This is a genomic window from Streptosporangium nondiastaticum, assembly GCF_003011965.1.
In the GTDB taxonomy this organism is placed as follows: domain Bacteria; phylum Actinomycetota; class Actinomycetes; order Streptomycetales; family Streptomycetaceae; genus Streptomyces; species Streptomyces nondiastaticus.
On record NZ_PXWG01000038.1, the window covers coordinates 47,982 to 54,370 of the forward strand.

The 6,389-nt window shown below is 73.1% G+C and carries 4 protein-coding genes; 2 read left to right on the forward strand and 2 right to left on the reverse strand.

Annotated features, from left to right (window positions below; all coding sequences use genetic code 11):
• Window positions 1-94 precede the first annotated feature (94 nt).
• Window positions 95-727 (reverse strand): DsbA family oxidoreductase, encoded by a 633-nt coding sequence (locus B7P34_RS16590; RefSeq protein ID WP_435693965.1) that lies wholly within the window; start codon window positions 725-727, stop codon window positions 95-97.
• Window positions 728-842: 115 nt separating this feature from the next.
• Here B7P34_RS16590 and pepN point away from each other — a divergent pair, with 115 nt between their 5' ends.
• Both pepN and B7P34_RS16600 read left to right on the forward strand, forming a co-directional pair.
• Window positions 843-3,437, forward strand: coding sequence for an aminopeptidase N (gene pepN, locus B7P34_RS16595; RefSeq protein ID WP_106677278.1), 2,595 nt, complete (start codon window positions 843-845; stop codon window positions 3,435-3,437).
• Window positions 3,438-3,748: 311 nt separating this feature from the next.
• Window positions 3,749-4,804, forward strand: a complete 1,056-nt coding sequence (locus tag B7P34_RS16600) for a hypothetical protein (protein WP_106677280.1) — start codon at window positions 3,749-3,751, stop codon at window positions 4,802-4,804.
• 7 nt (window positions 4,805-4,811) lie between these two features.
• On the opposite strand, the gene B7P34_RS16605 is transcribed toward B7P34_RS16600, so the two are convergent.
• Window positions 4,812-6,389 (reverse strand): TIGR03767 family metallophosphoesterase (locus B7P34_RS16605; RefSeq protein WP_106677282.1); only part of this gene is annotated, 1,578 nt, incomplete at its 5' end.

Genomic DNA, 6,389 nt, shown 5'->3' on the forward strand with positions numbered 1-6,389 from the left:
GCCGGCGCCTATCGCGCCCCGTCAGGGGCGCGGGGAACTGCGCGACCAGCCACCGACGGCCCGCAGTCAGAGAACCGCGCGTCGAGCGGAGCACTCAGTCGAAGACCGGCCCCTGCGTGCGGGTGCGCTTGATCTCGAAGAAGCCCGGCGTCGACGCCACCAGCAGCGTGCCGTCCCACAGCCGCGCCGCGGCCTCGCCCTTGGGGGCCGGGGTGACGACCGGGCCGAAGAAGGCGATCTGCTCGCCGTCCGCGCCCGGCACCGCGATGACGGGCGTGCCGACGTCCTGGCCGACCTTCGAGATGCCCTCGGCGTGCGAGGCGCGCAGCTCGCCGTCGAACGCGTCCGAGTGGGCGACGTCCGCGAGCTCCGCGGGCAGGCCCACCTCTTCCAGCGCGGCGACGATCGTCTCGCGGTCCCGCGGCAGGCCCTGGTTGTGGAAGCGGGTGCCGAGGGCGGTGTAGAGGGGGCCGAGCACGTCCTCGCCGTGCTTGGCGGCGGCCGCGACGCACACCCGCACCGGGCCCCACGCCTCGGTCCGCATGATCGTGCGCATCCGCTCGTCCATGGTGTCGAGCTTGTCCTCGTTGAGGACGGCGAGGCTCATCACGTGCCAGCGCACCTCGACGGGGCGGACCTTCTCGACCTCCAGCATCCAGCGGGAGGTCATCCAGGCCCAGGGGCACAGCGGGTCGAACCAGAAGTCGGCGGGGGTCTTGTTCTCCACAGCGGTCACGGGGGTCTCCTCAGGCGGGCCGTTCGTTCGCAGTTTCAACAAAGACACCCCGTGCCATGATTCCGCTGTTGTCCAAAACACACCATCCAGCAGAGGGAGTCCCGACGTGCCCGGTGAGAACCTGACCCGCGAAGAGGCCCGCGAACGGGCCCGGCTGCTGTCGGTCGACGCCTACGACGTGGCGCTCGACCTGCGGTCCGCGGTGGGGGCGGGACAGGACCACCGCACCTTCCGCTCGGTGACGACCGTGCGCTTCCGCTGTTCCGAGCCTGGCGCCGCGACCTTCGCGGACCTGCTGGCGCCGGCCGTGACGGCCGTCACGCTGAACGGCCGCGCGCTCGACCCGGCCGCGGTCTTCGACGGCGCGCGGATCGCGCTGGACGGGCTGGCCGCCGAGAACGTCCTGGTCGTGGACGCGCAGTGCGCGTACAGCCGGACCGGCGAGGGCCTGCACCGCTTCGAGGACCCGGAGGACGGCGAGGTCTACCTCTACACCCAGTACGAGCCCGCCGACGCCCGCCGGGTCTTCGCGAACTTCGAGCAGCCCGACCTGAAGGCGCCGTTCTCGCTCGCGGTGACCGCCCCGGCCGGCTGGACGGTGCTGGGCAACGGCGCGCAGGACGGCGAGCCCGAGCCCGTCGCGCCGGACGCCGCCACGTGGAAGTTCGCGGAGACGCTGCCCATCTCCACGTACATCACGGCGGTCGTGGCCGGCCCGTACCACGTGGTCCGCGACCACTACAGCCGCACGCTGCCGGACGGCACGGCCCTGGAGATCCCGCTGGCCGCGCTGTGCCGCAAGGGCCTGGCCCGGCACTTCGACGCGGACGACATCTTCACCGTCACCAAGCAGGGCCTGGACTTCTTCCACGACAACTTCGACTACCCGTACCCCTTCGGGAAGTACGACCAGGCGTTCGTGCCCGAGTACAACCTCGGCGCGATGGAGAACCCGGGCCTGGTGACCTTCCGCGAGGAGTTCGTCTTCCGCGGCAAGGTGACGCAGACCGCCTACGAGGGCCGGGCCAACGTCATCCTCCACGAGATGGCGCACATGTGGTTCGGCGACCTGGTGACCATGGAGTGGTGGGACGACCTGTGGCTCAAGGAGTCCTTCGCGGACTTCATGGGCACCTTCTCGATGGTCGAGGCGACCCGCTTCACCAATGGCTGGATCACCTTCGCCAACCGCCGCAAGGCGTGGGCCTACCGCGCCGACCAGCTGCCCTCCACGCACCCCGTCACGGCCGACATCCACGACCTGGAGGAGGCCAAGCTCAACTTCGACGGGATCACGTACGCCAAGGGCGCGTCCGTGCTCAAGCAGCTCGTCGCCTACGCGGGGCGGGAGGCCTTCCTGGAGGGCGCCCGGCGCTACTTCAAGCGGCACGCCTTCGGCAACACGCGGCTGTCGCACCTGCTGGAGGTGCTGGAGGAGACCTCGGGCCGCGACATGGCCGCGTGGGCGCGGTCCTGGCTGCAGACCGCGGGCGTCAACTCGCTCACGCCGCTCGCGACGTACGACGCCGCCGACCGGATCACCGAGCTCGCGATCCTGCAGGAGGCCTCGCCCGAGCACCCCGAGCTGCGCCCGCACCGGGTGGCCGTGGGCCTCTACCGCCGCGAGGGCGCGGACGGCGCGCTGGTGCGCTACGCCGGCACCGAGGTCGACGTCGCGGGCCCGCGCACGGTCGTGACCGGCCTGGCCGGGGCCGAGCGCCCGGAGCTGATCCTGGTCAACGACGAGGACCTGACCTACTGCAAGGTCCGTTTCGACGAGGGCTCGCTGGACACGCTGCGCGCGCACCTGGGCGACGTCGCGGACCCGCTCGCGCGCGCCCTGTGCTGGTCGGCGCTGTGGAACCTCACGCGCGACGGGCTGATGCCCGCCCGCGACTTCGTCGGCCTCGTGGAGCGGTTCGCGGGCGCCGAGAGCGAGGTCGGCGTGCTGCAGATGCTGCAGGCGTGGGCGCGGACCGCCCTCGTGCACTACGCGTCGCCCGCGTGGCGCGAGCGGGGCGGGCGGGAGCTCGCCGAGGGCGCGCTGCGCGAGCTGCGGCGCGCCGAGCCGGGCAGCGGCCACCAGCTGGCGTGGGCGCGCTTCTTCGCCCAGCTGGCGGCGGACGCCTCCCACCTGCAGCTGCTGCGCGGCCTGCTCGACGGCTCCGCGCAGATCGACGGGCTGGAGGTGGACCAGGAGCTGCGCTGGGCGTTCCTGGCCGCGCTGGCCGGGCAGGGCGCGGCCGACGAGGCGGCGGTCGCCGCGGAGCTGGCCCGTGACAACACCGCCTCCGGCGAGCGGCACAGCGTCCGCTGCCTGGCGTCGCGGCCGTCCGCGGCGGTCAAGGAGGAGGCGTGGGAGGCCGTCGTCGGCTCCGACAAGCTCTCCAACGCCCTCGCCGAGGCCACCATCGCGGGCTTCGACCAGCCGGGGCAGCGGGAGCTGCTCGCGCCGTACGCCGAGCGGTACTTCGCGGTGATCGAGGGCGTGTGGCGCGAGCGGTCCATCGAGTACGCGATGGCCGTCGTGCGGGGGCTCTTCCCGAGCCTTCAGGACGATCCCCGCACGCTCGCCGCGGCCGACGCGTGGCTCGCGGAGCACGCGGGCTCGCCCGCGGCGCTGCGCCGGCTCGTCCTGGAGGCGCGGGACGACCTCGCTCGCGCGCTGCGGGCGCAGGAGTGCGACGGCGCCGCGGAGTAGCTCCGCGGCTACGGGGGTACGGTCCCGGCTGCGGGGTGCTTCCCCGCAGCCGGGACATCCAGCGTCCGCTGAGCTGCGTCCGGCACCGCCGAATGCGCAGTACGAGGTTTCTCGCCGTCGCGGCGGACATAAGAAGCCGCCTGCGGCGGAGACGAGGGACGCCGCGCCGGCTCGAAGCCAAGGGCCCGGCCCCCGCCCGCACGGCGGGCCGGGCGTCGAACGCCCGTACTTTAGGGCAGCGTTGTCCGGAAATGTCGACGGGGCTGTAACACCGGGTTAGCGCCCGCCGCGGACGCGGGAACGTGCCGGGCATGAACTCCGACACCCCTCTCTCCCCGCGCCCCCTGCATCACCTCTCCGACGTCCGTCACCGTGTCATGACCGCACGTCAGCTGCGCGACCACGGTGTGTCCGGACCCGCCGCCGGGGAGCGCTGCCGCCCCGGCGGGCCGTGGCAGCAGTTGCTGCCCGGCGTCTTCCTGCTCCGCACGGGGCCCGCCACCAGCGAGGAGCGGCTGCACGCCGCCCTGCTGTACACGGTGCCGCGCACCCAGGGCCGGCCCGTCCAGCCGGGCCCGGGCACCGCCACCGCCGCGGCCCGGGAGGCGGCGGCCGGCCTGTACGGCCCCGCCATGATCACCGGTGCGGCGGCGCTGGCCCTGCACCGCTTCACGTCCGTGCCGCCGCTGCTCGCCCTCGACCACATCGACGTGCTCGTGCCGCGCACCCGCAGGCTGCGGACGACGGGTTTCGCGCGGATCGTCCGGGCGCATTCCCTGCCGCAGCCGCAGTTGCTGACCGGGGTGCCCGTCGCGCCGGTCGCGCGGGCGGTCGCGGACGCGATCGGGCAGCTGACGGACGCGTCCACGGTGCGCAGGCTGCTGGCGGAGGCGGTGCGCGGCGGGCACTGCGAAGCGGCGGCGGTCGTGCAGGAGTTGACGCGGGCGCGGCTGCTGGGGCGGGCCCACGTGGTGGACGCGGTGGACACGCTGCTGGCGGAGGGGCGGGCCGTCGCCGAGGGCCGGCTCTACGACCTGGTGCGCGACCACCAGCTGCCCGCGCCGCTGTGGAACGTGGACCTGCGGCTGCCCGGCGGGCCGCAGCTGGGCCGGGTGGACGCGTTCTGGCCGGAGTACAGCGTGGCCGTGGAGATCGACGCGCGGACGCCCCGGCAGGACGAGGAAGCCGTGTGGTCGGCGCAGTTCCGCAAGCGGGAGCACCTGGAGCGGCTCGGGGTCATGGTCGTGCACGTGACGCCGAAGAAGCTGCGCGAGTCCCCGCAGCAGCAGGCCGCGGTGGTCCGTACCGCCCTGATGGCGTCGGCCGACCGCGACCCCGCCGCGTATCTGGTGGTGCTGCCCCGGTGAGGCCGCCTCAGCGGCGGGACAGCAGGAGCTCGGTGTTGCGGTCGGCGGGCGCGCCGCCGAGGGAGGTGTCGGATCCGGGTGCGTTGAAGGCGAGTTCGCGGTAGAGGGAGGCGAGGCCGGTCTGGGAGAGGTCGCCGAAGTCGGTGCGGTAGGGGGCGGCGGACTCGATGAGGGTGGTGAAGAGCGAGATCGTCCCGTCGTGGTTGTCCGTGACCTCGATGACGCGCGCGAGCTGCGGGTAGTCGACGTGCGAGGCCGTGGCGATCTCCCAGAAGGTGCCGCGGGGCCGGATCCGGTTGCGGTGGCTGTGGCCGTTGATCCAGGCGAGGACGTTGCTGTGGTCCTGCAGGACGGCGATGAGCTCGTTGCCGTCGTGGCGGTCCTCGCCGGGGCGGGTGGGGTCGGGGGTGAGGTTGTCCATGCTCCAGCTGGGGTGGTGGCTGAAGACGAGCGCGTACTTGTCCTCGTAGTGCTTGAGGGTGCGCTCCAGCCAGCGCAGCTGGCCGGTGCCGAGCGAGCCCTGGTAGTGGCCGCCGGGGTCGGTCGTGTCGAGGCTGATGCCGATGACCTTGTCGGAGATCTTGAAGGAGTAGTAGAGGTTGCCGGAGTCGAGGTTCTCGCGGGTGTAGCCGTGGCCCACGGGCCCGTGGCCCTTGTAGCGGGCTTCGAGGTGGGCGGCCACGTACTGACGCGCCGTCAGTGGCACCCGCCGGGGGTCGGCGGTGACCGTGCGCATCTCCTTCTTGTGCTCCTTCAGCACCGCCTCTATGCGCTTGCCCTTGGGGTCGACGCCCTTGGACTCGCCCTCCATCAGCCATTTGGCCTGGGCGGCGGAGACGATCTGGAGCTTCTTGTTACCGGTCGCGGCCTCGGCGATGAAGGTGCCCGCGGCGGGGTAGCAGCCGCCGGAGAGGCCGTCGTGGTTGCCGTAGGTGGAGTACCAGGGGATGTTGAGGCCGGGGCTGTTGACCTGGCGGGTGGCCGCGCCGAGGTAGCCGGGGATGCGCGGGTAGCCGGCCTGCTTGTCCTGGTCGCGCACGGCGCTCTCGGGCTGCCAGAACAGCTTCAGGCCGCTGTTCTGGACGCCCTCGTAGTGGCGCGGGTCGCCGGTGTTGGGGGTCATGCGGCCGCCGCTCATGGCGGTCAGGAACCACTCCACCTCGATCTTGGCGTTCTCGTCGCCGTTGTCGCCGGTGGTGATGACGAAGGAGAGCGGCGAGCCCGTCGCGGGCCCGTGCCGGAGCCGGTTGACGCGCTCGATGAGCGAGACGACGCCGGGCAGGGTCAGCGCCTCGTGCGGCCGCCACGCGCCGGGCTCGCCGGCCCGGAAGAACTCGTAGCGCAGCGGGTGCTGCACGTCCGTCAGGTGCAGGTCGGTGAACTGCACGAAGGAGGCGAGCGTCGTCCTGCGGTCCTCGCGGCCGCTCTGCGGCTCGGCCAGCTCCGAGCGGGTCTGCCGGGGCCAGCCGGGGCCGTCGCCGAGCCGCCGGTAGCCGGTGGTGCCGCGCGGGGCGGCGACGGAGACGAGCGTCGTGCCGGCGCCGTTCGGGCCGTAGACGGCCGCGGCCTCCGCGCCCGCGGAGGC

What these genes read in the sequence shown, in the direction of transcription:
- B7P34_RS16600 (WP_106677280.1), top strand. Translation starts at nt 3,749, where the DNA reads ATGAACTCCGACACCCCTCTCTCCCCGCGCCCCCTGCATCACCTCTCC.